The sequence below is a fragment of the Halobacteroides halobius DSM 5150 genome (genome assembly GCF_000328625.1).
GTDB lineage: Bacteria > Bacillota > Halanaerobiia > Halobacteroidales > Halobacteroidaceae > Halobacteroides > Halobacteroides halobius.
This window is the reverse complement of record NC_019978.1, coordinates 2,006,817-2,033,324: the sequence shown is the minus strand read 5'-3', so window position 1 is coordinate 2,033,324 and position 26,508 is coordinate 2,006,817. Positions and strand designations below refer to the sequence as shown.

Annotated in this window: 26 protein-coding genes and 1 other annotated feature; of the genes, 22 read left to right on the top strand and 4 right to left on the bottom strand. The window is 33.1% G+C overall.

Features of this window, described 5'->3' with window-relative positions; genetic code table 11:
• Window positions 1-4 precede the first annotated feature (4 nt).
• The 7 genes from clpX to HALHA_RS09875 all read left to right on the top strand — a co-directional run bounded on the left by clpX (window position 5) and on the right by HALHA_RS09875 (window position 10,616).
• Window positions 5-1,258 (top strand): ATP-dependent Clp protease ATP-binding subunit ClpX, encoded by a 1,254-nt coding sequence (gene clpX, locus HALHA_RS09905; RefSeq protein WP_015327640.1) that lies wholly within the window; start codon window positions 5-7, stop codon window positions 1,256-1,258.
• An 89-nt stretch (window positions 1,259-1,347) separates the two neighbouring features.
• Complete coding sequence (gene lonB, locus HALHA_RS09900; protein ID WP_015327639.1) at window positions 1,348-3,039, top strand: ATP-dependent protease LonB; 1,692 nt, start codon at window positions 1,348-1,350, stop codon at window positions 3,037-3,039.
• A gap of 39 nt (window positions 3,040-3,078) precedes the next feature.
• Entirely contained in the window at window positions 3,079-5,457 is a 2,379-nt protein-coding gene (lon, locus tag HALHA_RS09895; RefSeq protein WP_015327638.1) for an endopeptidase La, read from the top strand.
• Complete coding sequence (gene yihA / locus HALHA_RS09890) at window positions 5,447-6,031, top strand: ribosome biogenesis GTP-binding protein YihA/YsxC (protein WP_015327637.1); 585 nt, start codon at window positions 5,447-5,449, stop codon at window positions 6,029-6,031. Before lon ends, yihA begins: the two co-directional genes overlap by 11 nt.
• A gap of 60 nt (window positions 6,032-6,091) precedes the next feature.
• The gene (gene menA / locus HALHA_RS09885; protein ID WP_015327636.1) at window positions 6,092-6,991 is read left to right on the top strand and encodes a 1,4-dihydroxy-2-naphthoate octaprenyltransferase; all 900 of its coding nucleotides are present in this window, start codon (window positions 6,092-6,094) and stop codon (window positions 6,989-6,991) included.
• Window positions 6,992-6,995: 4 nt separating this feature from the next.
• Window positions 6,996-7,619, top strand: coding sequence for a CPBP family intramembrane glutamic endopeptidase (locus HALHA_RS09880; protein WP_015327635.1), 624 nt, complete (start codon window positions 6,996-6,998; stop codon window positions 7,617-7,619).
• A gap of 65 nt (window positions 7,620-7,684) precedes the next feature.
• Window positions 7,685-7,896: a binding site (T-box leader), on the top strand.
• A 62-nt stretch (window positions 7,897-7,958) separates the two neighbouring features.
• Window positions 7,959-10,616: a valine--tRNA ligase gene (locus tag HALHA_RS09875; RefSeq protein WP_015327634.1), complete on the top strand. Its 2,658-nt coding sequence runs from the start codon at window positions 7,959-7,961 to the stop codon at window positions 10,614-10,616.
• Between the two features lie 47 nt (window positions 10,617-10,663).
• Here HALHA_RS09875 and HALHA_RS09870 read toward each other — a convergent pair whose 3' ends face one another.
• Window positions 10,664-10,939 (bottom strand): ATP-binding protein, encoded by a 276-nt coding sequence (locus HALHA_RS09870; RefSeq protein WP_015327633.1) that lies wholly within the window; start codon window positions 10,937-10,939, stop codon window positions 10,664-10,666.
• Window positions 10,940-11,041: 102 nt separating this feature from the next.
• Window positions 11,042-11,629, bottom strand: a complete 588-nt coding sequence (locus HALHA_RS09865) for a flavodoxin family protein (protein WP_015327632.1) — start codon at window positions 11,627-11,629, stop codon at window positions 11,042-11,044.
• Window positions 11,630-11,705: 76 nt separating this feature from the next.
• Here HALHA_RS09865 and HALHA_RS09860 point away from each other — a divergent pair, with 76 nt between their 5' ends.
• The 15 genes from HALHA_RS09860 to HALHA_RS13105 all read left to right on the top strand — a co-directional run bounded on the left by HALHA_RS09860 (window position 11,706) and on the right by HALHA_RS13105 (window position 23,215).
• Window positions 11,706-12,977: a bifunctional folylpolyglutamate synthase/dihydrofolate synthase gene (locus HALHA_RS09860; RefSeq protein ID WP_015327631.1), complete on the top strand. Its 1,272-nt coding sequence runs from the start codon at window positions 11,706-11,708 to the stop codon at window positions 12,975-12,977.
• Window positions 12,978-13,113: 136 nt separating this feature from the next.
• A complete protein-coding gene (locus HALHA_RS09855; protein ID WP_015327630.1) occupies window positions 13,114-13,614 on the top strand; it encodes an SPOR domain-containing protein in 501 nt (166 codons plus the stop codon).
• 60 nt (window positions 13,615-13,674) lie between these two features.
• Window positions 13,675-14,043 carry a DRTGG domain-containing protein gene (locus HALHA_RS09850; protein WP_015327629.1) on the top strand — a complete coding sequence of 123 codons (369 nt, stop codon included), beginning with the start codon at window positions 13,675-13,677 and terminating at the stop codon, window positions 14,041-14,043.
• Between the two features lie 33 nt (window positions 14,044-14,076).
• Window positions 14,077-14,508 carry an ATP-binding protein gene (locus tag HALHA_RS09845; RefSeq protein ID WP_015327628.1) on the top strand — a complete coding sequence of 144 codons (432 nt, stop codon included), beginning with the start codon at window positions 14,077-14,079 and terminating at the stop codon, window positions 14,506-14,508.
• 58 nt (window positions 14,509-14,566) lie between these two features.
• Entirely contained in the window at window positions 14,567-15,871 is a 1,305-nt protein-coding gene (locus HALHA_RS09840; protein WP_015327627.1) for a [Fe-Fe] hydrogenase large subunit C-terminal domain-containing protein, read from the top strand.
• Entirely contained in the window at window positions 15,861-16,193 is a 333-nt protein-coding gene (locus HALHA_RS09835) for a DRTGG domain-containing protein (protein ID WP_015327626.1), read from the top strand. Before HALHA_RS09840 ends, HALHA_RS09835 begins: the two co-directional genes overlap by 11 nt.
• A gap of 2 nt (window positions 16,194-16,195) precedes the next feature.
• On the top strand, window positions 16,196-16,936 hold the full coding sequence (locus tag HALHA_RS09830) for a PHP domain-containing protein (RefSeq protein ID WP_015327625.1): 741 nt from the start codon (window positions 16,196-16,198) through the stop codon (window positions 16,934-16,936).
• Window positions 16,937-17,096: 160 nt separating this feature from the next.
• The gene (gene rsxC / locus HALHA_RS09825) at window positions 17,097-18,401 is read left to right on the top strand and encodes an electron transport complex subunit RsxC (RefSeq protein WP_015327624.1); all 1,305 of its coding nucleotides are present in this window, start codon (window positions 17,097-17,099) and stop codon (window positions 18,399-18,401) included.
• A gap of 11 nt (window positions 18,402-18,412) precedes the next feature.
• Window positions 18,413-19,330 (top strand): RnfABCDGE type electron transport complex subunit D, encoded by a 918-nt coding sequence (locus HALHA_RS09820; protein WP_015327623.1) that lies wholly within the window; start codon window positions 18,413-18,415, stop codon window positions 19,328-19,330.
• Window positions 19,323-19,862, top strand: a complete 540-nt coding sequence (locus HALHA_RS09815) for an RnfABCDGE type electron transport complex subunit G (protein WP_015327622.1) — start codon at window positions 19,323-19,325, stop codon at window positions 19,860-19,862. The genes HALHA_RS09820 and HALHA_RS09815 overlap by 8 nt, the downstream gene beginning before the upstream one ends.
• 1 nt (window position 19,863) lies before the next feature.
• A complete protein-coding gene (gene rsxE, locus HALHA_RS09810) occupies window positions 19,864-20,523 on the top strand; it encodes an electron transport complex subunit RsxE (protein ID WP_015327621.1) in 660 nt (219 codons plus the stop codon).
• A 16-nt stretch (window positions 20,524-20,539) separates the two neighbouring features.
• Window positions 20,540-21,121 carry an electron transport complex subunit RsxA gene (gene rsxA / locus HALHA_RS09805; protein ID WP_015327620.1) on the top strand — a complete coding sequence of 194 codons (582 nt, stop codon included), beginning with the start codon at window positions 20,540-20,542 and terminating at the stop codon, window positions 21,119-21,121.
• Window positions 21,122-21,188: 67 nt separating this feature from the next.
• Window positions 21,189-22,199 (top strand): RnfABCDGE type electron transport complex subunit B, encoded by a 1,011-nt coding sequence (locus tag HALHA_RS09800; protein ID WP_015327619.1) that lies wholly within the window; start codon window positions 21,189-21,191, stop codon window positions 22,197-22,199.
• Between the two features lie 51 nt (window positions 22,200-22,250).
• A complete protein-coding gene (locus HALHA_RS09795) occupies window positions 22,251-22,640 on the top strand; it encodes a DUF302 domain-containing protein (RefSeq protein WP_015327618.1) in 390 nt (129 codons plus the stop codon).
• Between the two features lie 146 nt (window positions 22,641-22,786).
• On the top strand, window positions 22,787-23,215 hold the full coding sequence (locus HALHA_RS13105) for a YkuS family protein (RefSeq protein ID WP_015327617.1): 429 nt from the start codon (window positions 22,787-22,789) through the stop codon (window positions 23,213-23,215).
• Between the two features lie 55 nt (window positions 23,216-23,270).
• Here the strand turns inward: HALHA_RS13105 and HALHA_RS09785 are convergent, their stop codons facing one another.
• The gene (locus HALHA_RS09785) at window positions 23,271-25,031 is read right to left on the bottom strand and encodes an FAD-dependent oxidoreductase (protein WP_015327616.1); all 1,761 of its coding nucleotides are present in this window, start codon (window positions 25,029-25,031) and stop codon (window positions 23,271-23,273) included.
• Window positions 25,032-25,231: 200 nt separating this feature from the next.
• Entirely contained in the window at window positions 25,232-26,422 is a 1,191-nt protein-coding gene (locus HALHA_RS09780) for an IS701 family transposase (protein ID WP_015327109.1), read from the bottom strand.
• Window positions 26,423-26,508: the final 86 nt, after the last annotated feature.

The following is a 26,508-nucleotide window of genomic DNA, read 5'->3' as shown; positions in this document are numbered from 1 at the left end:
TATGATGTTTAAATTTGGGGAAGAAAAAGGACAGTTAAAGTGTTCTTTTTGTGGCAAGATTCAAGACCAAGTACAAAAGCTTGTAGCTGGGCCTGGAGTTTATATTTGTGATGAATGTATAGATTTATGTAATGAAATTATTGAAGAGGAGCTACAAGAAGATATTGAAACGAATTTAGATAATGTTCCCAAACCTCAAGAAATAAAGGAATTTTTAGATGAATATGTAATTGGGCAAGACCCTGCTAAAAGATCTTTATCAGTAGCAGTTTATAATCACTATAAACGGGTTAACTCTGGAATGGAGATCGATGATGTAGAATTAGAAAAGAGTAATATTTGTATGGTTGGCCCTACTGGTTCTGGTAAGACTTTATTGGCTAGAACTTTGGCCCGGATGTTAGATGTTCCATTTGCTATTGCGGATGCTACATCTTTAACTGAAGCAGGTTATGTTGGAGAAGATGTTGAAAATATCCTACTAAAGTTAATTCAAGCTGCTGATTATGATGTTGAAAAAGCAGAGCAAGGAATTATTTATATTGATGAGATAGATAAAGTAGCACGGAAGTCTGAAAATCCTTCAATTACTCGTGATGTATCTGGAGAAGGGGTTCAACAGGCATTATTAAAGATATTAGAAGGAACTGAAGCTAGTGTACCACCACAGGGAGGTAGAAAACACCCTCATCAAGAGTTCATTCAAATAGATACTACAAATATTTTATTTATCTGTGGGGGAGCATTTGATGGTTTAGATAAGATGATTAAATCTAGAATTGGTAATAAAGTATTAGGATTTGGTGCTGATGTTAAGAGTAAAGATGAGGAAGATATTGGTGAAATTTTAAGCCATGTTATGGCTCAAGACCTATTAAAGTATGGATTGATTCCAGAATTTGCGGGTCGTATTCCAGTAATTACTACTTTAGATAAGCTTAGTGAAGATGATTTAGTTGAAATTCTAACTGAACCACGTAACGCATTAGTCAAACAATATACCAAATTCTTTGAATTAGATAATATTGATTTAGAGTTTACTGAAGAATCCTTACGTGCTATAGCTCGTAAAACTTTAGATCGAGGAACTGGTGCTCGGGGATTACGTTCGGTAATTGAAGAATCAATCTTAGATATTATGTACGATATTCCATCATATGAAGATGTTTCTAAGTGTATTATTACTGAGGAAGTAGTTAACGATGGTGCTACTCCAAAACTAGTGAAGGTGAGTGATCAGAGAGAAGAAACTGCTTAAATTTAAGCAGTTTCTTCTTTATTTAAGGATAAAACTTCTCTCTTAGGGTAATAATAATTTATGAGTAAGATTCTCTAGGAGGGATTTAAATGAATTTTGCAGTTAATATTTTTAGTTTAGTTCAGTTTTTGTTTACAATAGTAATTGGGGTTTATTTTTGGAATATGTTGCAGAAACAACGTAGTAATAAAAAAGCTATTAATAAGGATTCTAAGAAAGAATTAGAGAAACTACATAAAATGCGACGAAGATCTTTAACAAAACCTTTAGCTGAAAAGATAAGGCCTAGTCAATTTTCTGACATAGTTGGACAAGAAGATGGTATTAAAGCATTGCAAGCAGCCATATGTGGGCCAAACCCACAACATGTAATTATTTATGGTCCACCAGGGATAGGTAAAACAGCAGCTGCTAGATTAGTTTTAGAAGAGGCAAGAAAGCGAGCTGATTCACCATTTGATGGGGAGTCAGATTTTGTGGAGCTAGATGCTACAACGGCTCGATTTGATGAGCGAGGAATTGCAGATCCTTTAATCGGGTCTGTTCATGATCCAATTTACCAAGGAGCAGGAGCTATGGGATCAGCTGGAATTCCTCAACCAAAGCCAGGAGCAGTAACTAAAGCACATGGTGGTGTTTTGTTTATAGATGAGATTGGGGAGTTACATCATATTCAGATGAATAAGCTATTAAAGGTACTAGAAGATAGGAAAGTTTTCTTAGATAGTTCTTACTACCAGGAGGAAGATAAAAATATTCCTCGCCATATTCATGAAATTTTTCAAAAAGGGTTACCAGCAGATTTTAGATTAATAGGTGCTACAACAAGAACTCCTCAAGAGATTCCACCAGCTATTCGTTCTCGATGTTTAGAGATATTCTTTAACCCATTAATGCCTGCAGATATAGAAAAAATTGTGCAAAAAGCAATTAAAAAGATAGATTTTGCAATTCAAGAAGGATTAATTGATATAATCAAGAAATATGCAACTAATGGGCGAGAAGCAGTTAATATGGTTCAAACAGCTGGGGGTATTGCATTAACTGAGGACCGTAAAAAGATAAAAAGAGAAGATATGGAGAGGGTAATAATTAATGGGCATTATTCTCCTCGTGCTCTTGATCAAATCCCTGATAAGTCTCAAGTGGGAGTGGTAAATGGTTTAGCGGTAATGGGTGCTAATAGAGGTACTGTCGATCAATTAGAGGTTTCTGCAACGAAAGTTGGAAATAGTAGTGGAAGGTTAAATATTACTGGAGTTGCTCAAGAAGAGGAACAAGGAACTCGTCATCGAAAAATTAGAAGAAAGAGTATGGTAAAGGATTCTGCTGAAAATGTAATTACGGTAGTTAAGAAGATTTTAGATACCGATTTAAATGAGTATGATATACATATTGATTTTACTAGTGATGCAGTAGTAGATGGTCCATCTGCAGGAGTAACTATGGCAGTAGCTTTATACTCTGCTTTAACAGGTAAGCCAGTCAGTAATCAGGTTGCTATGACTGGAAAAATATCAGTCAATGGTGTAATTAGACCTATTGGTGGGGTTGTACCTAAAGTAAGAGCTGCTGTTAGAGCAGGGGCTAAACAGATTTTGATTCCTAGTGATAATTGGCAGGATTTATTTAACAGCGAAGAATTTTCTGATGTAGAAATTATTAAAATTAGTACACTAAAACAAGCATTAGAAAAAGCAATAGTTAAAGATGCTCTAAAAGAAAATGAAGAGTTAGAATTTGATTTAGAAGTGGATTCTATTCCTGCTTCGGTAGTATAAAAAGATTAATTGTAGATAGTTGGATATGGAGGTGTGGATATGACAGAAGAAAAGAAACAAAAAATGGTAGCTGAAGATAGTAAAGAATTAAAGGCTAATAGTGGAAATATGCCACTATTAGCTTTACGAGGATTAATTATTTTTCCTAATATGATTACTTCTTTATTGGTTGGAAGAGATAAGTCAATAGCTGCTTTAGAAGAAGTAATGGTTGAAGATAAGAAAATTTTATTATCTGCTCAAAAAGATGAGGCTATAGAAGAGCCTACATTTGATGATATCTATAATATAGGAACCATTGCTCAAATAAAGCAATTAATGAGATTACCTGATGGAACAATAAAGATTTTAGTAGAAGGGATGCAAAGGGTAGAAATTACAAGTTTATTACAAGAAGAGCCCTATTTTGAAGTTGGATTTAAGGTATTAGAAGAAGAAGAACCAGAAGATGAAACAGAAATTGAAGCTTTGATGAGAAGTGTTGTTAATAATTTTGAGGAGTATGTAAAGGATAATAAGAAACTTCCACCTGAAACTATGATGACGGTAACTAATATAGAAGACCCAGGCAGACTAGTTGATATTATTGCTTCTCATATGTCTTTAAAAACTAAGCAGCAACAACAAATTTTAGAGGCTATTTCTTCTCGGGAGCGTTTACAAAGAATTTATAATATTTTAGATAGAGAATTGGAGATTCTAGAAGTTAAAAATAAAATAAATGATGAAGTTCGTCAACAAGTAGAAAAGAGGCAAAAAGAATACTATCTTAAAGAGCAAATGAAAGCTATTAAGAAAGAGTTAGGAGAAGATGGTTCTAATAATGAGGTAGAGCAGTATAAAGAACAGATTAAAGAAGCTAATCTACCAGAGGAAGTTGAAGAAAAAGCAGTTGAAGAAGCAGAGAAATTACAGAAGATGCCTCCTAATGCAAATGAAGCTGTTGTAGTTAGAAAATATTTAGATTGTATTCTTGATTTACCTTGGAATAATTATAGTGAAGATAAACTAGTGATTGATCAAGTAGAGGAAAAGCTTAATCAGGATCACTATGGCTTAGAAGATGTTAAGGAACGTATTTTAGAATATTTGGCAGTTAAGAAATTAAGTGATAAGATGAAGACTCCTATTTTGTGTTTAGTAGGGCCACCGGGGGTTGGTAAAACTTCTTTAGGTAGGTCAGTTGCAGAAGCTATCGGAAAAGAATTTGTAAGGCTTTCATTAGGTGGTTTAAGAGATGAAGCTGAAATTAGAGGACATAGAAGAACTTATGTAGGAGCAAGACCTGGAAGAATAATTAATGCCATGCGAGATGCTGGTACTAAGAATCCTCTTTTCTTATTAGATGAAATTGATAAAGTTAAGGGTGATTTTAGAGGAGATCCTGCGGCTGCTTTATTAGAGGTCTTGGATCCGGAACAGAATAATGAATTTAGTGATCATTATTTAGAAGTTCCATTTGATCTATCTGATGTAATGTTTATTACTACTGCCAATAGTATTGATACAATTCCAAGACCATTATTAGATAGAATGGAAGTAATTAAGATTTCGGGATACACAGAAGAAGAAAAAGTAGAAATTGCTAAGAATCATTTATTACCTAAAGAATTAAAGAATCATGGTTTAAATGATGAGCAATTAGTTGTATCTGATAATGCATTACAAAAGGTTATTAGAAATTATACTAGAGAAGCTGGAGTTAGAAATTTAGAAAGGAAGATAGCTTCAGTTTGTCGAAAGGCAGCTAAAAAAGTAGTAGAAGGAAAAGAACGAACCACTAGAGTTGATTTGCGAAATTTAAAAAAGTATTTAGGTATACCTAAATACAAGTATGGAAAAATAGAAGCTAAGGATAGAAGAGGTGTTGTAACAGGGTTAGCTTGGACGTCGGCTGGAGGAGATATTCTTAATATTGAAGTCTCTATAGTACCTGGGGAAGGTAAATTAACTTTAACTGGTAAATTAGGGGATGTAATGAAAGAATCAGCTCAGACTGCTTTAAGTTATGCTCGAACTCAAGCTGATAAATTTAATTTTGAAGATAAATTCTATAAAAAATATGATATTCATGTACATGTTCCTCAAGGAGCAATTCCGAAGGATGGTCCTTCAGCAGGAATTACTTTAGCAACAGCTTTAATTTCTGCTTTGGCTGATAAGCCAGTTAGTGGAAAAGTTGCTATGACTGGAGAGGTAACATTAAGGGGAAAAGTCTTACCTGTTGGTGGGATTAAGAGTAAAGTTTTAGCTGCACAAAGAGCGGGAATTGAAAAAGTTATTCTCTGTCATGAAAATGAGAAGAACTTAGAGGATATACCTGATAATGTTAAACAAGATTTAGAAATTGTTTTAGTTGAAGATATGGAACAAGTACTTCAAGAAGTTTCGCTAAAGGATGAGCAAGATGAAGATTAATAATCCAGAATTTGTTTGCAGTACTCATAAAAGAGAAGAATATCCCTTTCATAATTTGCCAGAGGTTGCTTTGGCGGGGCGTTCTAATGTTGGTAAATCTTCTTTAATTAACAAAGTAATTAATCGTCGTAAGTTAGCTTTCACTAGTTCAAAGCCAGGAAAAACTCAATCAATTAACTTTTATAAAATGGATAACTATTTCTATTTTGTTGATTTACCAGGGTATGGTTTTGCTAAAGTACCAGATAAAGTAAAAGAAGAATGGGGAGTAATGATTGAAAATTATTTATTTAATCGATCTCATTTAGAGGGAGTAATACTAGTAATTGATTCTCGTCATAAACCTACTAATGATGATTTGATGATGTATGATTGGCTATTAGAAATGAATATGCCAACTTTAATAGTTGCTACAAAAGTAGACAAACTAAAAAGAAGTCAACGTAGACAACAAGAAAAATTGATTAAAGAAAGATTACACTTAACTCCATTTGTTCCTTTTACCTTCTTTTCTGCTAAAACAGGTGAGGGAAAGAAAGAAGTATTTAAATTTATTAATCAATTTATTGATTAATAGTATATTAATTTGTGATCTGGGGAATAATCACTCTAAAAGGAATTAAGGAGTGAGATAATGTTTCCACTTAAAATATGGATTAAGGCTTTTCGTCCTTTATTTTTTACTGCTTCTTTGCTACCGGTTTTTTTGGGAACGGGATTAGCAATTAAACAGGGCCAATTTGATATAGGCTTGTTTATATTGACTATTTGTGGGATAGTATTATTACATGGTGGGTCTAATTTATTAAATGATTACTATGATTATAAATCTAAAGTTGATACTAAAGATTCTTACGGTTCTAGTGGTATTTTGGTAGCCGGTTTGATTCCTGCTAGTCAGATTAAAACTGTAGGATTAATCTGCTTTGGATTAGCACTGCCAATTATTTTTTATTTATCTTATTTACGGGGGGCTCTAGTAGTCATTTTATCTATAATTGGTATCTTAGGAGGTTGTTTTTATACTGCTAAGCCAATTAACTATAAATATTATGCTTTAGGGGTTCCTATGGTTTTTCTTTTATTTGGCCCGTTGATAGTAATTGGTTCTTATTATGTACAAACAGCTAGCTATAACCATCAAGTTTTATTAATCTCTATTCCCTTAGGATTATTAGTTAGTGCTATTTTACAAGGGAACGACTTTCGTGATATTGAACATGATTCTAATGTTGAAATTAAGACTTTGGCAATTTTATTAGGAAGAGAATTAGCAGCTAAGTTATATTTAGGGTTAGTTTCCTTAGCCTATTTAATATTAGTCTGGTTGGTATTAAAAGGAGTTATTACTAAGTGGGCTTTAATTTCTTTGATAACCTTGCCGTATGCCTTTAATAATATGTCTTTAGTTAGAAGAGCTACAGTTAATTCTAAATTAAATGTACAACAGATTGATCTTCAAACAGCTCAATTACATTTTAAATTTGGGGCTTTGTTAACTTTAGCAATAATAAGTGCTAACTTTTTAGGGTAGTATTATGAAGCTGAAGAAAAAGATCTCTTTGCAACAGTTAGGTTATGTAATAGTATTTATCAATTTATTATGGATCATAGTTTTTAGAACTAATCTTGTAAACTTTTGGTCGAGGTTAAGTCTAGTAGCAATTATTCAACTGGTAATTGCTAGCAGGTATAAGAAATTTGATTTTGATTTACAAGTAAGTGATTTAATTGTTGGAGTGGTATCAGCTGGGATATTATATATCCTGTTTTGGTTAGGAAATCAAATAGGTCAGCTCTTGATGCCTCATACTATAATAAAGATAGCTACAGTGTATCAGTATCGCCAAGAGTTAAATTTAGCTTTGGTTGGTTTATTATTGGTAATTGTTATTGGCCCTGCTGAAGAGATTTTTTGGAGAGGATTTCTTCAACGGACTTTAAGTATCAACTTTGGAGATAAGCTAGGTTATCTCTTTGCTTCTTTACTTTATGCAGCACTTCATTTATGGACGGGAAATATTGTGTTAATTATAGCTGCATTGCTAGCAGGATTGTTTTGGGGCTGGTTAATTGTAGAGAATTATAGTTTGATGTCAGTTATTATTTCTCATTCTGTATGGGATTTATTAGTCTTTGTTATTTTTCCTTTTCAGATATAATAGTTTAATATAGTTGACAACTTGGAGAAATAATTATATGATTATAGATGAAATAATTGAAAACGGGAAAAACTGTGAAGAAAAGTAGTAAATTAATCCCTCACTTATAGAGAGGAGTACTCAAAGCTGGGAGGTACTCTAGGTGATATTAATTGAAGTCGTTTCTGAGTTGCTAAAATGAAGTTAAAGTAGTTTTAGCCGAATGCTAGGCGTTACCTAGTTTAAGAGCCGTAAGGAACTAAGGTGGTACCGCGAAAGATCCTCTTTCGTCCTTAACTAAGGATGGAGGGGATCTTTTTTTATTGTTTAAATTGTAGAATTAATAAAGGGGGAAGTAAAATGGGCAAGGAAAATCTATCAACAACTTATAATCCAGATCAAGTAGAAGAAAAATGGTATGATTATTGGCAAGAAAATCAATTTTTTCAAGCGGAGGTTAATGAAGATAAAGAGTCGTTTACAATTATGATGCCGCCTCCTAATGTTACTGGTCAATTACATATTGGTCATGCTTTAGATATGACTTTTCAAGATATTTTAATTCGTTGGAAGCGAATGCAAGGATATGAAGCTTTATGGGTACCAGGGACAGATCATGCTAGTATTGCTACTGAGGTTAAAGTAGTTAATAAAATGCGAGAGGAAGAAGGATTAACTAAAGATGATATAAATAGAGAAGAATTTTTAGAGCGGGCCTGGGATTGGACAGAAGAGTATGGAAACACAATTACTAACCAGCTTACTAAATTAGGGGTTTCTTGTGATTGGGATAAAGAAAGGTTTACAATGGATGAAGGATGTAATAAAGCAGTTAAAGAAGCTTTTGTCCAATTATATGATAAAGGATTAATTTATCAAGGGGATTATATTATAAATTGGTGTCCTGATTGTGAAACTACTTTATCAGATGTTGAGGTAGAACACGAGGATCAACCAGGCGAATTATATCAATTAAAATATAACTTCAAAGATAAAGATGATTATATTGTAGTTGCTACTACTAGACCAGAAACTATGTTAGGAGATACAGCAATAGCTGTTAACCCAGATGATGAGCGATATCAGGACTTAATTGGTGAGAAGGTAATTGTACCGATTGTTAATCGAGAGGTTGAGATTATTGCTGATGATTATGTAGATTCTGAATTTGGTACTGGTATGGTCAAGGTGACACCTGCTCATGATCCTAATGATTTTGAAATAGGTCAACGTCATGATTTAGAAATTATTAAGGTGATTGATGATCAAGCTAATATGACTAGTGAAGCTGGTAAATATGAAGGAATGGATCGTTATGAATGCCGCAAGCAGTTAATTGACGATCTAAAGTCTACTGGTCTATTAACAGGAATTGAAGAACATGAACACTCAGTAGGACAGTGCTATCGTTGTGATACTGTTATTGAACCTTTAGTTTCTAAACAGTGGTTTGTTGATATGGAGCAGCTAGCCACACCAGCTATTGAAGCTGTAAAGAATGGAGATATTAATTTTGTCCCAGAGCGATTTGATAAAGTTTATTTTAACTGGATGGAGAATATTAGAGATTGGTGTATTTCTAGACAGTTGTGGTGGGGACATCAAATTCCAGTTTGGTATTGTCAAGATTGTGGTGAAGTGATTGTAACCTCTAAAGAGCCAACGAATTGTTCGGAATGTGATAGTTCTAAGTTACAGCAGGATGAAGATGTATTAGATACATGGTTTAGTTCTGGACTTTGGCCTTTTTCTACTTTAGGTTGGCCCGAGGATAAAGCAGAGGTAGATTATTTTTATCCGACTGATGTATTAGTTACTGGTCGAGATATTATTTTCTTTTGGGTAGCTAGAATGATTTTTATGTCTTTAGAGTTTATGGAGGAGAAACCTTTTTCTGATATTTATATTCATGGTTTAGTAAGGGATTCGCAAGGAAGAAAAATGAGTAAATCATTAGGTAATGGAGTAGATCCTATTGAAGTTATTAATCAATATGGAGCTGATACTTTACGATTTACTTTAATTACTGGTAATACACCAGGTAATGATATTCGGTATCGAGAGGAAAGAGTTGAAGCTAGTAGAAACTTTGCTAACAAGTTATGGAATGCTTCTCGATTTGTACTAATGAATTTAGAAGATTTTGAGTTAGATGAAATAGATTATGGTAATTTAAAATATACTTTAGCTGACCAGTGGATGTTAAGTCGCTTAAATAAAAAAATTAAACAAGTAACTGATTTATTAGATGACTATCAATTTGGTCAAGTAGCCCAAGAATTATATGATTTTGTGTGGAGTGAATTTTGTGATTGGTATATTGAGTTAATTAAACCACGATTATACCAGGATGAAGATCAAGCAGCATATCAAACGGCACAATATGTAGTGTGGTATACTTTAAGTAATATTTTAAAATTATTACATCCATGTATGCCATTTATCACTGAAGAAATTTGGGATTGTTTACCTAGTGTAGAGGATAGTTTGATGACTGCTACTTGGCCTGAACCAGATAGTATAGCCATTAATGATCAAGCTGAAGCTAAAATGGATATAGTAATGGATGTAATTAGAAGTGTTAGAAATATTAGAAATGAAATGAAGGTTAACCCTGGAAAAGAGATTACAGCTATTTTAACCTCTGAGGAGCAAGCTAAATTAGATGTGATTGCAGAAGGTAGAGATTATATTGCTGATTTATCTAAAGTAAGTGACTTAACAATTACAGCTGAAGTTGATGATAGACCAGATAAAGCTTCAACAGCAATCACTAATCAGGTAGAGATTATCCTACCACTAAAAGATTTAATTGATATTGATAAAGAGGTGGCAAGATTAGAGGAAGAAATTGAAGATGTAGAGTATGAGATAGAACGGGCCAAAGGAAAGTTAGCTAATGAAGGATTTGTTAATAATGCACCGGATCATTTGGTAGAAGAAGAGAGAGAGAAAAAGAAAGAATATACTGCTAAAAAAGAACAATTACAAGAGCGATTAGCAGAATTAAAAGGATAGCTAAAAAGCCAGTCTCTAATTAGAGACTGGCTTTTTAGATTCAATATTTAAGTAAGCCAGTCATTAGCATCATATCTACCACTCAAATAACAACCAGCATTAGGAGCCAATGTGTTACTAGCTGATAATCTTTTATTTTTAATGGTTAAAGCTCCAGTAGGACAGTCCCCAATACAGTCGATAAAAGATCCACAAAGTGATTCTTTAACTAATTTTGCTATCCCATCAATGATTTTTAGTCCACCTTTATTACAAGTTGTGATACATTCTCCACACCCATTACACTTATTTTCATCAATTTTGATAATTTTTTTAGCCTTCATTTGTTATCTCCTCTCTAATTGTAATAAAAAATTTAAATTATTGCGAAACCCTCTAAAATTTAAACAGGAAATAAAAGCAGTATATCTAAATTTATATATAAGCTATAGTCTTTTTAATTCTTGGGCCAATCGTTCTCCCCAATCATAAGCATCAGAGATGATTTTAGGTCTATTAGTAATTGGTTTGTGGTCTATATTACCAACAAAAAAATTATCATAGTAGTCAGCACTAATTGCTTTAAAGAATAAATCTAGAGTACTAGTTACGTACTTAAATCTATCATTAGTTATAGGTTGACCAGCTGTGGAGACAAAAGCTCCTAACCTTTTTTTGTTAGGGTCAATTAATGGTTTCTTTAATACAAAGCGGTTGGCCCATAATGCTTGACAACGATCAATCATTGCTTTTAATTGAGCTGAAACAGTGTTAAAATAAAGAGGAGAGGAAATTAAGATTATATCTGCTTCATCAAACTTAGAGTAGAGTTTTATCATATCATCTGCAATAGTACAGTTTATATTTTTTTTACAATAATCACAAGATAGACAGGGGCTAATATCTAGGTTATCTATTTCTATTTTATCTAATTTAATATTACAATTTTCTTTTAAACTAGAATTTATTTCTTGAAGTAATAATGCATTATTTCCGTTATGACGAGGACTGCCTAGAACAGATAGTCCTTTCATATTATCCTCTCCTTTTTTAGTTAGTAATTAGTGGTCATTTATTTTTATTGTATCATATTTTAATTGAGGTGAAAAGATGAAAGCAATAGAGTATTTGGAATCTTTAAATAAATTTGGAATAAAGCCTGGCTTAGAGCGAATGGAATTATTATTAGATTACTTGGGAAACCCTGAAGAAAAGCTTAATATTATTCATGTTGGAGGGACTAATGGTAAGGGGTCTACTGCAGCTATATTGACTTCAATCTATAAAGAAGCAGGTTATAAAGTAGGTACTTATAACTCCCCACACTTAATTGAATTTAATGAACGAATTAGAATTAATGATGAAAATATTAGTGACCAAGATTTAAAGAAATTAGTTAATAAATTAAAAATAGCGATTAAGAAAGTGAACTATAAATTAGAACATCCTACTTTTTTTGAAGTTATTACTGCACTAGCTATAAGCTATTTTGCTGACCAAAAGGTAGATTTAGCAATTTTAGAAGTAGGAATGGGTGGCAGACTGGATGCTACTAATGTAGTGGATACTCTAATATCTATTATTACAAATGTAAGTTTAGATCACACTGACTATTTAGGAAATACAATAAGCGAAATTGCTGTTGAAAAGGCAGGAATTATTAAGCCAGATCAATTTGTAATTACTGCTACTCAAAATAAAGAAGTTTTATCTTGTTTAAAACAAGTTTGTTCAGAAAAAGAAGCAAGGTTAGTAAATGTATACAATAAATTTAGTTGGAAAAAATATCAAGTAAGACTATTAAAACAGGTATTTGATATTAGGGGAGAGCAGGAAGTTTATAACAAGTTACAACTTCCTTTATTAGGCAATCATCAAATAGTTAATGCTGCTACTGCTTTATCAGCCATAGAAATTTTAAATGATCAATTTCCAGTTACTAAGGTAGAGATTAAGCAGGGAATATCTAAAGTAAATTGGCCCGGGAGGTTAGAAGTAACATCTACGCAGCCAACTATTATTCTTGATGGTGCTCATAATTATGCTGCAGCTAAGAAATTAAAAGAAGCTATTAGAAATTTAGAATATGATAATTTATTTTTAGTAGTTAGTATTTTAGCTGATAAAGATGTAAAAGGGATTATCAGTCAATTGGCCCCAAGTGCCAGGCAAGTAATAATAGCTGAAAATATAAATGAGCGAGTGGAAGAAGTTACTAATATAAAAGAAGAAGTAATTCAGTATAACTCTAATGTAAAACTAGAAGAAGAATTAGTCAAAGCTATAGATTATACCAAACAAGTTGCGGAGGTTAATGACCTAATTGTAATCAGTGGTTCTTTATATACTGTAGCTGAAGCAAAGGATATTTTAGAAAATTAATCTATTGAATGAAATTATTTATTTTGAAACTTGTTAATAAATAGTTGATAGGTTGCATAATATCTATTAAGAAAAGCAGGTAAGACTTAATTTTAAAACTTACTCCCTAAATTAAATCAGGAGGAGATGGTATTTTATGAGAAGAAATAAAGGTGGAAAGCTTAAGTCTGGTGCTTCCTTATTTACAATGTTAGCTGTTATGGCGGTGATGGCTGGTGTATTTGGTTATTTTGTTAGTAGCTGGTTTTTAGACTATTATGCTGCTCCTAAGGAAAAGCTTAATGCAATTAATGGTGACAAAATTGTTAAAGAGGAGGAGATTAATCCTGATAAGCTAAAGGAGAAGGCATCTAATTCAAATGCAACCAAGAAGAAAGCAGAAACTGAATCTGAAAAACCTACAATTTCCCAATCAATAAATAATCAGAATCTGTTTGTTGTTCAGGTAGGTGCTTTTAGTAAGAAGTCTAATGCTCAAGGTTTAGTTAAGAATTTGAAAAAGCAAGGATTTACTGCATACATTACTAGTGAGGAGCCTTATCGGGTTCAGACTGGGGCATTTAGAACTGAAAAAGCTGCGGAAGAATTAGGTTCTGAGCTTAAGAAGAGCGGATTCTCTGTTTATATCAAACACTAAATTTAGACCCACTTTAAATGTGGGTCTTTTCTATCATTTGTTTTATAGAGGAGGATAGGAATGAAATTAAAAGAAGTGCAAGATTTATTATCAGCTAAGATTATTTATATTAAAGATGAGAGTGCTTTAAAGAAATGTATAATTTCAACTGCCTGTGGTGCTGATTTAATGAGTGATGTTCTAGCATTTACTAAAGAAAAAACCTTATTATTAACCGGATTAACTAATCCACAGGTAGTGAGAACGGCAGAAATGATTGATTTAGCTGCTATTATTTTTGTAAGGGGAAAAGAACCTCTTTCTGAAACTATTGATTTAGCTAAAAGCAAGCAGATACCATTATTAGTTACAGATAAGCCCTTGTATGAAGCTTGTGGTTTATTATATTCTGCTGGATTAGCTGCTGAAAAATTAACTAAGCTACAATAAAATATAGACAAGCTATAAGATGGAGGGATTGATGTGGAAGATTATTCATTACAGACTATTTTAACTTCTAAAATTGAAGCAGGTGATTTTAGTAGTGGTGGAGAAGCTTCTAGTAATTTAAAAGAGATACTACGTAAACTAGGTGTATCATCTGATATAATTCGAAAGATTGCTATTATAACTTACGAATTGGAAATGAATATTATTATTCATTCAGTAGGTGGTAAGTTAAAGGCTAGAGTGAGTCCTCAAGTAGTTAAAGTCATTGCTACTGACAAAGGGCCAGGAATAGAGGATGTAGATAAAGCCTTTCAACCAGGGTTTTCTACTGCTAGTGATTCTATAAGAGAAATGGGATTTGGAGCTGGTATGGGATTATGTAATATTAAACAGTGTTCCGATCAATTAGATGTAGAAACTGAATTAAATGTAGGTACTACAATTGTTGCTTCCATTTGTTTATAAAATAATGAGTTAATTAAGTTATTAATATACTACTAAAATCTTTAAGGTAGGTGGTTTTATGAATAAGTCCCATTCTGTGCATTTAAAGGAAGATAAATGTGAAGGTTGTACTAATTGTGTACAAAATTGTCCTACTAAAGCAATTAGAGTACACCAAGGTCAGGCTTGGATTAAGGACCAGTACTGTATAGATTGTGGTGAGTGTATTAGAAACTGTGAACATCATGCAAAGCATGTTATTACTGGTGAATTAAAAGAAATCCAAGAGTATGAGTATTCTATAGCTGTAGTACCACCTAGTTTTTATGGTCAATTTACTGAAGAGATAGATCCTGTTCATGTTACAATAGGTTTAAAGGAATTAGGATTTAAAGAGGTATGGGATGCTGCTTTAGGAGCAGAAGCACTAACTAGGGCTACGAGAGATTATCTAAAGAATAATGAGGGGCCAATAATTTCCTCAGCTTGCCCTGCTGTAGTTAGATTAATAAAGTTATTATATCCAGAGTTAATAGATTATTTATTACCTCTTAAACCTCCAGTAGAGATAGTAGCGCAAAAAATAAGACAAAGGGTTAAAAAGAGTAAGGGATTTGATGATGATCAAGTTGGAGTCTTTTTTATTACTCCATGTCCTGCTAAAATGACAGCAATTAAGAATCCTTTAGGTATGGAAGAGAGTTTTTTTACAGGAGCTATAGCAGTAGATAAGATTTATCGGCCATTATTACAAAAAGTAAAGGAGCTAAAAACTGTTAATGAAAAAGATTATAAGCCGCCTTATTTGGGGATTGGCTGGGCCAATAGTGGAGGAGAAAGTGGTTTAATAAATAATGATACCATTGCTGTATCTGGGATTCATAATGTAATTTCTGTGTTAGAAGAGCTTGATCGAGGTGACTTATCTCATATTAAGTTTTTTGAATTATTGGCTTGTGAGCCTGGATGTGTAGGTGGAGTTTTGAATGTAAAGAATCCTTTTTTGGCCCAATTTAATATCAAAAAATTGATTAAGCAGGGGGATAAATTAGTTAAACAAGAAGTAGGTAAGTATGATTTTATCTTAGATAATGATTTTGAATCTAATGCAGTTGGCCCGTTAGATGATGATTTCAACTCAGCTATAGCCAAGTTAGCTAAGTTAAAAGATGAGACTGATGCTTTACCAGGACTAGATTGTGCTGCTTGTGGAACACCTGATTGTAAAACTTTGGCTGAGGATATTGTTAATGGCTTAGCATCGAGGAGTGATTGTGTTTTTATTTTACGTCAGCAATTAGCTGATTTAACTGATCAAATGACTTCTTTAGCTCATTCTTTACCACCAGTTATGCAAAGGGAGGATAAAAGTGATGAAACTTAAAGAAATTGTTAATCAACTGGAGTTAGAAATAGTGGTAGAAGGTAATTTAGATGCTCAAGTAACAGGAGGGTATGCTTGTGATTTATTAAGTAATGTAATGGCTAATGCTAATAAAGGTGATTTATGGCTTACAATTCAGGGCCATCAGAATATAGTAGCTGTTTCCTTATTAGTTGAAGCAGCAGGGATTATAGTTGTAGAAGATTTTGAGATTGATGAAGAAACAATTGAAAAAGCTTTAGAAAAAGAGGTTACTATTTTACGGAGTACTATGTCAACTTATGAATTAGCAGGCCAATTATATAAATTAGGGGTTGAATAAGTGTGTCAGGAATTTATGCTGATTTGCATATGCATACTGTTTTATCACCTTGTGGTGATTTATTAATGACACCACAAAATATTATCAAGCAAGCTTTAGGGGTTGGATTAGATATAATTGCTATCACTGATCATAATTCAGCTGAAAATGTAGAAGTAGCAATTAAGTTAGCAAAAGATACCCCTCTAACTGTTATACCAGGTATGGAAGTTACTACAAGTGAAGAAGTTCATTTAGTTTGTTTATTTGCTAATCTTAAGCAAGTTTTACAGTTACAAGAGATAGTTTATAAGGCATTACCTAATATAAAAAATAAAGAAGAGGTCTTTGGCCCACAAATAATTGTTAATTCAAATGATCAATATGTAAAAAAATTAGATAGATTATTATTAACAGCTACTGATCTTACTGTGAAGCAAGTGATAAAAGAGGTTAGAAAGCTAGGAGGATTAGTTATTCCAGCTCATATTGATAAGAAAAATTACAGTTTGATTTCTAATTTAGGGTTTATTCCACCAGATTTGAATTTATCTATTGTAGAGATCTATTCTAAAGTTGATTTAGAAGAGATTAAATTAAAATTTCCTCAACTTGAAAATTATTTTTTGATAACTAGTTCTGATGCTCATTATTTAGAAGATATAGCAAAGAGTATTAAGTTGAGGCTGAATTCAAAAAAATTATCTAAATTAAAGAAAGTAATATCTATCAATGAAGAATCTAAAAAGTTGAAAGATATATAAAATTCTGAAAAAAGTTCCTTGATTAAAATCACACCTTGTGATAAAATGAACAATTATTGTAATTAAATAATTAATATGTTAATATTAATTGAGTAGTAATTATAAGCTCAACTATCTATGGGGGTTTGTAATTTTTAATTAGTTATAAAGGGGTGAGAGTATGGAAGTGAAAAGTTTTGACCAAGGAATTCATCCACGGTATAATAAAGCTTTAACTAAAGATAAGGCTTTAATTAAAGCTAAAGTGCCAGATGAAGTAGTGATTCCTCTGCAACAACATATTGGTGCCCCAGCTAAGTTGTTAGTAGAAGAGGGAGATTTGGTTAAAGTAGGAGAGAAAATTGGAGAGAGTGCTGGTTTTGTATCAGCTAATATTCATGCGAGTGTCTCTGGGGAAGTTATTGCTATTGAAAATAGTGATAGCAGAGTAGAAGTTAGAATTAAGAATGATGGTCAAGATAATTGGGCCAAGGAAGCTAAGCAAAACCGAAGATTAGAAGATTTAACGGCTAATGAGTTAAGAAGTATTATCCAGGAAGCAGGAATGGTTGGCTTAGGAGGAGCTACTTTTCCAAGTCACGTTAAGGTTTCTATTCCAGATGATAAAGAAGTAGATACAGTTATTTTAAATGGGGCAGAATGTGAGCCTTACTTAACAGTTGATCATCGACTGATGCTTGAAGAAGCTAAAAAGATAGTAACAGGATTAAAAGCTCTAATGAAGATGACGGAAGCTAAAAAAGGTTATATTGGGGTTGAAGATAATAAACTTGATGCTATTAAAAAGTTGCAGGATGTAACTAAAGGTAACTCACAGCTTAAGGTGGTTCCTTTAGAGACAAAATATCCTCAGGGAGGAGAAAAGCAGTTAATTGATGCTATCTTAGGAAAAGAAGTTCCTTCTGGAGGTCTACCTTTGGATATAGGAGTAGTTGTTAATAATACAGGAACTGCAGCGGCTATGGCTGAAGCAATTACTGAAGGAAAACCTTTAATTCAACGTGCAGTAACTATTACAGGAGCAGTTAAGCAGCCACAAAATTTACTAGTTCGAATAGGGACTCCAGTAGAATCTTTAATTGATCAGTGTGGTGGATTTAAAGGAAATCCAGGTAAAGTTATTTTAGGTGGGCCAATGACAGGAAAAGCACAAAGTGAGTTGGATGTGCCTGTGACTAAAGGAACATCTGGTGTATTAGTATTAAGTGAAAAAGAGGTCAATCACTACCCTGATGCAAGCCCATGTATCAGATGTGCTCGTTGTGTTGATGCTTGTCCAGCTAAATTAATTCCTACTAATATTGTTAAGTTAGTTAAAGAGGATATGATTTCAGAAGCAGATGATTATAATATTTCTGATTGTATTCAGTGTGGTTCATGTACTTATGTTTGTCCAGCGAATATTGAAATGGTACAGTGGATTAAGTTAGGTATAGCAAAATTACAAGCTAAAAAGAGAGACTAGGAGGGAAGGTTATGGCTAAAGATGTGCAGTTGACAGTTTCTTCAGCTCCACATATTAGAAGTAAAGAGACAACATCTCAAATTATGTTTAATGTAATCTTGGCTTTATTACCGGCTACTTTAGCTGGGATTTACTACTTTGGTTCTCATGGCTTATGGTTAATGATAGCTTGTTCTCTAGTAGCTGTAGTGACAGAGGCAGTCTGGCAGAAGTTACGTGGAGTGCCAGTTACGATTACTGATGGAAGTGCTTTATTAACAGGTTTATTGTTAGCTTTAACACTACCACCAACCGCACCATTGTGGATGGCTAGTTTAGGAAGTATAATAGCTATTGTGCTTGGTAAGCATGTATTTGGTGGATTAGGATATAATTTCTTTAATCCTGCTTTAATAGGACGTGCATTTTTAATGGCATCTTTTCCAGTAGCAATGACTACGTTTAAGATGGTTGATGTTACTTCTCAAGCAACACCTTTGAAAGCAAAAGAATTAACTTCAGTAACAGATTTATTTTTAGGTAGTACAGGAGGTTCCTTAGGTGAGACTTCTGTAGCAGCAATTGTATTAGGTGGCTTATATTTGTTATACAAAGGATATATTGATTGGAGAATCCCAACAGGATATCTAGGAACGGTAGCGATTTTAACTAGTTTGTTAGGTTCTAAAGGGCCAATTTTTCATTTATTAGCTGGTGGTTTAGTGCTTGGAGCATTCTTTATGGCTACAGATATGGTCACTACCCCAGTAACTAAGAAAGGTCGTTTGATCTTTGGTATTGGTTGTGGATTTTTAACAGTACTGATTAGATTATATGGAGGATATCCAGAGGGAGTTATGTATTCTATTTTATTAATGAATTTATGTGTACCATTAATTGATCAGTATACTCAACCACAGGTCTTTGGTGAGGTGAAAGCAAATGGCTAAAATAAAACCTCGGTTGATTATAGTGTTAACTTTAATTATGATTGTCTCTGCATTGGTGTTAACTTACGTTTATCAGGTAACAACACCTATAATTAAAGCTCAAGCTCAGGAAAAGAAAGAAAAAGCAATTTTAGATGTATTACCTGGGGCTATAAAATATAAAAAAGTAACTAAAGAAGGACTTACTTTGTATAAAGGGATTGATAAGTCTGGTAATACAGTAGGTTATGCTGTTCAAAATTCTGGGCAAGGGTTTCAAAGTATAATAAAATTAATGATCGGAATGGATCTAAAGGAAAATAAAATAATTAAGATAAATATTTTATCTCAAGCAGAAACTCCAGGTTTAGGGTCTAGAATAACTGAGAAACAATTTAAGGCTCAATTTCAAGGGAAGTCTTTTTCTGACGCATTTAAAGCTAAAAAAGATGTTGATGCTATTACGGGAGCAACTATTTCTTCTCAGGCTTTAAGTGATGTTTTAGATGAAGCTATTGCAAAAGTACAGCAAGTTTATGGTGGAGGTGAGTAATTTGTTTAAATTATGGAAGGACTTTAGTAAAGGGATATGGGAAGAGAACCCTGCTTTAGTAATGTTATTAGGAATGTGCCCAACTTTAGCTGTAACGAATACAGCCACTAATGGATTTGCTATGGGATTAGCAACTACTTTTGTATTATTAGGGGCTGGAATTGTGAATTCTTTATTAAGAAACTTGATTCCAGATGAAGTTAGGATTCCTAGTTTTATTGTTGTAATTGCTACTTTTGTAACAATTGTTGATTATGTAGCTAAGGCTTATTTTCCTGCGATTGCAGCTTCTTTAAAGTTATTTATTCCACTAATCGTAGTAAATTGTTTGATTTTAGGGCGCTCAGAATCTTTTGCCTCTAAAATGCCTGTTCACCGCTCAGTTTTTGATGCTTTGGGTATGGGAATAGGATTTACTTGGGCTTTAACTTTTTTAGGAATTATAAGAGAATTACTTGGCTTTGGAACTATATTTAGTATTCAAGTGATGGGAGATTGGTTTAATACATGGGGGATTATGGTCTTGCCCGCTGGTGCCTTTTTAAGTTTAGGAACTGTATTAGGTGTTGTTAATGCCATTAAAGATCAATCAATTAGTTTTCAGGATCTAATTGGAGGTTCTAATAGTCAAGTTAATAATGATAGATCAAAAAGTATTTAGGTAAGGAGGTTATAAGATGGATAGTATAGGAGGATTATTTGTACTTTTTTTAACGGCATCAATTACTAATAACTTTATTTTGGCCCAGTTTTTAGGGATCTGTCCTTTCTTAGGAGTTTCTAAAGAAATTCCAACAGCATTTAGTATGGGGTTAGCTACTACTTTTGTAATGACTATGTCTGCTATTTGTGTCTGGGCTATTGATTCATTAATTTTAGTTCCTTTAGGGTTAGGATATATGAGATACGTTGCTTTTATTCTAGTAATTGCTTCCTTTGTACAACTAACTGAAATGATAATTAAAAAAGTTAGTCCACCATTATATAAGGCCTTAGGAATTTTTCTACCATTAATTACTACTAATTGTGCAATTTTAGGTTTAGCTTTACAGATTCCAATGAATGGTTATAACTTTATTGAAAGTACAGTTTTTGGTTTAGGAGCAGGTGTAGGTTTTACATTAGCTTTAGTATTAATGGCTGGTATGAGAGAAAAGTTAGACTTTGCTAATGTCCCTAAACCTTTACGAGGAGCACCAATTACTTTATTGATTGCTGGAATGATGGCAATGGCATTTATGGGGTTTGCAGGAATTTAAAAATTTATTATAAAAGAATTAGTTTAGAGCGTTAAATTTTTCTAGGCATATAAGAGAGGTGGTAAAGATGAACTTAACCATTTTTAAAAGTGCAGTTTCTAGTATGGGGATTTTAGGAGCAGTATTTGCTGGAGGTTTGGCTTATGCTTCAGTTAAATTTTCTGTTGATGAAGACCCTAGAAAAGGGAAAATAGAAGAAGCTTTACCAGGTGCTAATTGTGGTGCTTGTGGTTATCCAGGTTGTTTCAGTTTTGCAGAAGGAGTAGTTAAGGAAGAAGTGGCAGTTGATGGTTGTCCTGTTGGTGGCGAAGAAGTAGCAGATAAAGTAGCCCAAATTATGGGAGTGGATGCTAAAAGTTCTAAGCAAGAAGTTAAAGTAGCGCAAGTTTTATGTCAAGGTGGTAACCAAGAAACTACTATGAAGGCTAATTATGAAGGAGTAGCGACTTGTCAGGCTGCTAATATGGAAGTTAATATCAAATCTTGTAGTTATGGTTGTCTAGGCTTTGGTGATTGTGAAGCTGTTTGTCAATTTGATGCTATCTATATGACTGATAATGGTCTGCCTAAAATTGATGAAAAGAAATGTACCGGTTGTGAAGAGTGTGTAATTGAGTGTCCACGTAATATAATTTCTTTGATGAGTAATCAAGAAGCAGTAACGACTAAGTGTGTATCTACTTTAGGTGCTACTGAAGTTAAACAATCTTGCGATATAGGTTGTATAGGTTGTAGTTTATGTGCTAAAAAGTGTCCTGTAGATGCTATTGAAATGGAAGATAATCTACCAGTAGTTGATGCAGAAGAATGTATCGGTTGTAATCAATGTGTTAAAGTCTGTCCAACTGATGCTATGGTAGAGACTCCATTTGAAGTTGAGGATACTTCAACTTCAGAAGATAGTGGTCAGATTGTAATTGGTGATGAATGTGTAGGTTGTACCCTTTGTACCAATAAATGTCCTGTTGATGCTATCTCTGGAGAGCAAGGTGGACAGCACGAAATAGACCAGGTTGAATGTATTCAGTGTGAGCAGTGTATTGCTGTTTGTCCTAAAGAAACAATTGGATATGAATAAGTTTTATAAAATAGAAGAAAATAACCAGTAACTACTTAAAGGAGGTTGACTATGTTTCACTATACTATTGAAACAGATAAATCTGTTGTAGATGCAATTAATCTCTTGCAAGAAGAGCTTACAAGTGAAGGGTTTGGAATATTATGGGAGTTTGATATCCAAGATAAATTACAGGAAAAAGGTTTGGCCTTTGAACAAGAATACTATATTCTTGAAGTATGTAACCCCCAAGAAGCTCAAAAAGTACTAGAACATAATCAGTTAACTGGTTATTTTTTACCTTGTAAAATTGCTGTTTATAGTGATAAAGATAGTAGACTAACTAAGATTGGACTTCCTAAACCAACTTCTTTAATTGATTTAGCAGCTGATGAAAAGTTAACAGAGATTGCTGAAGATATTGAGAAGCGATTAATTAACTGTATCGATAATATTAAATAATTTACCGGCCAGCTTATGATAAGAAACTGATAATGTGATTTTTAATATGTTGATTTCTTATTTTATGTATTTCACTTCTCTTTATCGTTTATAATATTAGTGGAGATAAGATATCTCCCAATCATTTAAAGAGGAGTGATATGCTAATGGCACGAAAGAAAGGTAAAAAAGGTAAAGTAGCTGTTGAGAATGGACTATCAAGTGTTGCTAAAAGATTAAAAAAGGATGGTTTTGAGGTAGCTACTATAGGTGCTAATGCAAATGCTGGTGGTGCAGCTGGAACTAACGCTACTGGTGGAGCTACAGGAGCGAACGCTACTAACGCTACTGGTAGAGCAACAGGAGCGAATGCTACTAACGCCGCTGGTGGAGCAGCAGGAGCTAATACTAAAAATGCTGCAGGTGCTAGTGTTGTAGGTAAGTCTGACTTACAAGATGCAGACGCAGTAATTGTTAGTGGTAAGAATAAAGGTGTTATGAATGCAGCTAAAAATGCTAAAGGTCAGGTAATTAATGCTCAGGGAATGTCTGCTAATAAGGTAAGAAGTCAAATTAAGAATAAATTAGGTAAATAACTATTAAAGAAAGAGGCAACCGTAATATTACGGTTGCCTCTTTTAATAGTCTTTTTCACACTGATAAATCTCTTTGATTAAATCTTACTGATCCTTTAGATAGATTTAGAAGCCAAGGAATTAAATAATAGTCAACTCCAAATGCTTTTCCTGTCCCAGAAAGCATAGTGATTGAGATTAAGAATAACCAGAGTGGTTCCCAAATGCCAGAAGTTGAACCTAAGCTTCCTATAATAAAGTTAGCACTCATACCTATTGCAGCTAAAGCACCAAGAATGGTTAAGCAACCAAAGATTAAACTTAGACCGATACCAAGTTCAGTTAGTACCATTATTTTTTGGAAAATTATTTGATTAGGTGCAACAATAGATTTCATTAGATCAATATACAATTGAGGTGTACCTTCACTCCATAACATAGAAGAGGCACCTGAAACTAGATGTTCTTCTGATCCAGTTAACCAACCTTCTTGTAACTTATTAATACCTTCTAATAAGAATCTAGCTCCTAGGAAGACTCTTAGTAATACTAACCAGAAAGTACCTGTTTTTTTACTTAAATGTTTAATTACCATTCCGATTCCTCCTTTGACATCTTTAAATTGATGTTCGATATACTCCCAAATTAAACTAAAGCCGTTTACTTCAAAGAGATAATGCATATTAATAAGGTGTTTGGTCATCATAGCTAAAAAGCCTACTAGAGGAATAGTGATTCCAGATATAGGGTTTAGTTCTGCAACTGCATAATTTGAGCCTATAGAAACCATAACTCCATGTAATTGAGGGTCAAATTCTTTCATTTTTGAACCTGTAATTTGAGCATGGATGTTTTGGGCCACACATTTACCAGCTTGTACTGCAGCTTCAACTAATTGAGGTAGTACCCATTCATCTTCTGTTTCAAAGTAAGCATTATCCCCAATAGCAAAAATGTTATCAATAGAAGTTTGTAAGTATTTATTAACTTCAATGCGATCTCTACGATTTAACTCTAAACCTAATTTTTTGACAAGACTTTTAGTTTTTACTCCACCTGTCCAAACCAAAGTTTGAGTTCTGATCTCTTCATCACAATCGTTGATTATAACACTATTTTCTTTAACTTCACAGATTCTAGTGTCAGTTAGAACTTCTACTCCTAATTTTTCAGTCAGGTATTTTTTAGCTTTATTAATTCTTCTTTCACTAAGAACCGGAAGAATACTATCCATTGCTTCTACAACTTTAATACTTACTTCCTGAGGTAAAATATCATATCTTTCACATAATTCTTCAGACCATTCTGCAATTTCACCAACAGTTTCAATCCCTGTAAAACCACCGCCACCAACGACAAATGTTAACATCTCATCTCGCTTATCTAAGTCAGTCTCATTTGCAGCTAATCTAAACATGTTGTGGATGTGAGAGTTAATTTGTTGTGCATCATCAAGAGACCATAAGGTAAAAGCATTTTCTTCCATACCTGGAATGTTAAAGTAAGTCGGCTCACTACCAACTCCTAATACTAAATAGTCATAATCATATTCACTAGTATTAGAGATTAGTTTTTGATTGTTAGTCTCAACATTTGTGATTTTATCTTGGACTAAATTAACCTTAGTTTGGGCAAAAACATCTGCTAAGGAAATTTTGACACCATCTGGGCCAATACGATTCCCAGCAACTTCATGTAACTCAGTTAATAAGGTATGATGCTGATTTTGATCTATTAAGGTAATATCAACTGTATCATCTCGCTTAAATTTTTTGTTAAGAGTTTTAGCAGCTTTAATACCTGCATAACCAGCACCAAGAATAGCAATCTTCTTCATATTTTCCCTCCTTGGTTAGCTATTTAATTGAATGTGAAAAAGATAGTTTTCACAAGTTATTTCAAAAAATAACAGGAAAACCTCATTAAGTATAGAATAAATATACCGTAAAGGGTATATCCGTTATTATAATCTTACTATAATTACTATAAATGAGCAAAAACCGTTCCAATTTATGGAAGCAACTTGATATAGTTTTTCTATGCAACATTTAATAACTCTAAAGTGGTATTTAATGGTATGCCAGTTTGAGCACATTCATAAATCCATTCTATATATTCTCTTTTACTGTGCTTTCTGGCTTCTAGAACACCTCTGCCAAATTTCATTGGTTTATCTAAACCAATGGTACAAAATAAATAAACTAAATTTTGTAATACCCAGATTCTATCTATGGCTTTGATAGATCTGACTTGATATTTATCAAGACCTAATATCCTTTTAGATTGTCTAAAATATACTTCAATAGACCAGCGTTTAGAATAGTATTCTAAAATAGTTTTTTCATCTAAAGAAACATTAGTGCAGAGGAATGCTCTTAAAGCCTTAGAATTCTTAAAAGCATCTACAGGCCAAGATAAAATTACAACCGCATTTTCTATATTATTCAGGTTTCCCTCATAACGGTGAACCCAATATTCAGAGCCGTTCACGGTCACAAGGTGAACATCACTCTTTTGAATATATTTTGCATAATCAGATATACCGATTCTAATACCTTTAGGGTAAATAATGCGGTTTCTTTTAAGAGCTCCAATGCAATGATAACCCTTTTTAGCATAAGCATTAATTATTTTAGGACAATTATACCATGAATCAAATAATGCATAAGCATTTGTAGGTGGTGTAGGCATAGATTCTGCAATATCACAAACAGTATCAATTTTACTTTTGCCTTCTCTATCATAGCGTTGAAGGTCATAAACTAAATTATGCTCACCAGATTGAATCATAGTAGTTAATAATTGATGTCCTAACACAGTTCTTCCAGTTAAATGAGAGTAGCAAAAATCAGTTTTCTCAATTGGTGACTTTGCCTGTGACGAAGGCTTAGTCTTTTCAGAAACAGTGTCATCATGAAGAATAAAGATTGGTTCATCATTATTCTTTGCATAATCAAATGAAAACTCTAAACTTTGGTTTTTAATAATTTCTTTAATGAATTCTTCATTCCAGTTTCCTTTAGATAAGAAATGACCAATTGTAGTTCTATGATTTTCACTATACTCTGCAATATCAGTTGTTTTAGATGAAAACCCTTTAGAAATTCCTGCTAGAATGAATTCTTTTATATGCTTTAAAGCTGGTTTAGAATAATAAAGATTAAAATTATTTTCGTCAAAAAACTTGTCAATTAGCTTATTATCAGGTAGAATAAAGTTATTAGACATTTCCAACATCCTTTCTGGTGAGAGTTTGGTATGGTAACTTTATTCTACACCAAAATGTTGGGAATGTCTTGTTTTATTTTTTGACT